The organism is Methylosinus sp. R-45379 (assembly GCF_001644125.1).
In the GTDB taxonomy this organism is placed as follows: Bacteria; Pseudomonadota; Alphaproteobacteria; order Rhizobiales; family Beijerinckiaceae; genus Methylosinus.
This window is the reverse complement of sequence record NZ_LUUM01000173.1, coordinates 1-2,662: the sequence shown is the minus strand read 5'-3', so window position 1 is coordinate 2,662 and position 2,662 is coordinate 1. Positions and strand designations below refer to the sequence as shown.

Annotated in this window: 4 protein-coding genes; all 4 read right to left on the bottom strand. The window is 62.1% G+C overall.

What is annotated here, in order from left to right:
- A partial coding sequence (locus A1351_RS08000) for a hypothetical protein (RefSeq protein ID WP_157096196.1) occupies positions 1-234 on the bottom strand: 234 nt, incomplete at its 3' end.
- Positions 235-375: 141 nt separating this feature from the next.
- The gene (locus tag A1351_RS07995) at positions 376-1,308 is read right to left on the bottom strand and encodes a FecR family protein (protein WP_024882004.1); all 933 of its coding nucleotides are present in this window, start codon (positions 1,306-1,308) and stop codon (positions 376-378) included.
- Positions 1,309-1,421: 113 nt separating this feature from the next.
- A complete protein-coding gene (locus A1351_RS07990) occupies positions 1,422-1,922 on the bottom strand; it encodes an RNA polymerase sigma factor (RefSeq protein ID WP_024882003.1) in 501 nt (166 codons plus the stop codon).
- Between the two features lie 142 nt (positions 1,923-2,064).
- Positions 2,065-2,436, bottom strand: a complete 372-nt coding sequence (locus A1351_RS25260) for a hypothetical protein (protein WP_157516654.1) — start codon at positions 2,434-2,436, stop codon at positions 2,065-2,067.
- Positions 2,437-2,662: the final 226 nt, after the last annotated feature.

Here is a 2,662-nt window from a genome sequence, read left to right as displayed (position 1 = left end):
GCCCGCGGTCGTCTTGTCTCTCGTCAACTCGGAGTCATAGACCAATATCGCGCCGCTCTTCTCGGCGAAGCGGCGCAGCGCCGTAGCGACGGGCCCGGGTGGAATTTCATAATTTTTCGTCTCGAGCGCCGCCCAGGCGGGCGACGCATCCAGCGCCAGAGCGCCGACGCCAGGGCCAAGCACGAGCAGTCCGAAGGCCGCCGCGGCTCCAAGCGGCTCATGCTTCTTTTTCATTTTGCGTCGCCTCCCGTCGCATCATTCGGAGGCGGGTGAAAAAAGCGCCTCTAATGATTCAGACAATCGGCGCGGCCGATTGTTGACGTCGGGTCGCGATGAATTTGCGCGCTGTTGCGACCACAGGCGACAGACGACGGTTCAGCTCCATAAAATTATTATGTAGTTTCCTAGATATGCCGCTCTTATGCCGAGCGACAGCTCGATCGCGCGAATGGACTCCAGGGGCTCCGATGTCCGGAACAGGCCGTTGATCTTTCGGTCGCGGATCGACGGGGTCATGATGAGGATACGGCCGTGGAAATGTCGGTTGACGGCGGCGACGACATCGGCGAGCGGCTTGTCGTGGAAGATGAGATATCCGCGCCGCCACGCCGCTTCGTCCTCGACATCCGCGGGATGCGCGGCCTGGGCGGGAAGATCAGGGCTGTAGGACAATTGCTGTCCTTCCTCGACGATCGCTGTCCGCCCCGCGGCGGCGACAGTGACCTTATGCTCGGTGACCGAGACCTGCGCTCTTCCTGCGCTCATCGCAATATCGAAGCTGGTTCCCAGGGCCGTCGTTGTCCCTCCTGCCGCTTCGACGACGAATGGCCGGACCGGATCGCTCGCCACGGCGAACCAGGCTTCGCCCTTCAGAAGCGTGAGACGCCGTCGGTCGCCGGAATAATGCTCGGCGATCGCCGTATCGGCGTTGAGCTCTATGCGCGATCCGTCCTCTAGCGTCACGGTCTTCAGTTCGCCGACGCCTGTGGAGAAATCCGCTCGCCAGAAAATTACGAGATCATTCCCGAAATAGACGAGGAACAGGATTGCGGCGAGAGAGGCCGCGGCCAGCGGCCAGCGCGGCCGTCGGGACGCCGCCGCGGCGGCCGGGATCGAGACGCCTTTCAAATCTCGCCATAGGGAGAAAGCCTTTTCAAAGGCCGCGCGGTTGGCTTCGTCCGCCGAGAGCCATGCGTCGAAGGCGTCGCGATCCGCGCGCGTCATCGCTCCGGTTCTGATTCGCGCCAGCCAATCGATCGCAGCCTCGCGCCGCTCCTGGTCTCCGGAAGGCGACGGGTCGCTATGCATTCAGGCTTCCTCCCGAAGAGCCGATCGAAATTGACCGCGCCGCGTCGGGAAATGGCGGCTTTCTCCGAGAAGGCCTTCGCCGACGATCTGATATCGAAGCTTGCAAAACGACCTCACTCCAGCACGTCATGGCAGCGCTGGAGCGCCAGATGCAAGTGCTTCTGGACCATGTTGCGGGAAATGCCGAGCCGCCGAGCGACCTCTTCGGCCGGCAACTCTTCTATGCGCAGCAGGATGAAAACCTCGCGGCAGCGCGGGGGCAGGCTCAGGATCGCCTCCTCGAGGCGCTGTACGCGGCGTTGCCCATCGAATTGATCATCCTGGAGCGGGTAGCCTTCTGGAATGTCCTCGGGAACATCGCCGGCGTCCACATATCTCTGCTCCATCTCGAGGCGGGATCGATGGTTCTTGGCGATGTTGCTCGCCGTCTTGAAGAGAAAGGCTTCCGGGTTCGAAATCGCCTCGCTCGCCGCGTAACGGCGCACCCTGACATAGGTCTCCTGGAGCAGGTCCGGCGCGTCCTGAGACCCCACCCTGCGCTTGAGAAATCTGAGCAGATCGGGTTGGCGGAGGAAGAAGGCTTGGGCGAGAACGCCGAATTTGCTGTCGGACATAGACGACGAACCTGATGGACGCAAAGGGAAATCGAATGGTGCGCGGTCCAGCGCCCCAGCGGTCGCGAGACCGGCGTCGGGGGCGGCCTTCGGAGGTGTGCCGATCTCTCGCCGCTTGTTCGACGGCGGACGGCCGATCTTCTCACACGGCCGGCGGCGCTCGTGACGACCAGGCGTTCGTCCAACCCGGCGCGCGCCAAAACACAATTTCATAATCGAGCTCGGCCTTCGAACTCGGCGCCAAATCAGCGAGAAAATAGCTCGCCGCCAGTAGGGAGGCGGTGACCGCGGTCAGATCGTCGCGAACGCTCGAAGCGCAGCAAATGCACTCCCCACGGTCTTGGTGGCCATGAGCAGGCCAGTCCGGACCGCCCACATCGGCGCTGCATGGCGCTCGACCATCGAATTTGTCGAGGCTCCAGCCTGCGTCATTCAGATGCGGAGCCGTCCATGAAATTGAAATGATGGGAGCTGCTGCTTTGATTACAAACAAAAAGGCGAGGACGTAGGGCAAGAGCCCTCGCCCAGCCGAGATCATGCCTATAGAGCCCCTCTCCATGGGAGAGATTGAGAACGTCGGTCGCCGCTACTGTCAAGGCCGAGGCGGCACAGTTACGAAAACATTGTTAGACTGTCGCATAGGCGCCACAACCTGAGAGCGGGCAGGTCCATTCGTCGGCGGGCGCGTTCAGCCGAACACGCGAATGTCGGCTATCGGCAATTGTCGGACGTCGGCCAAT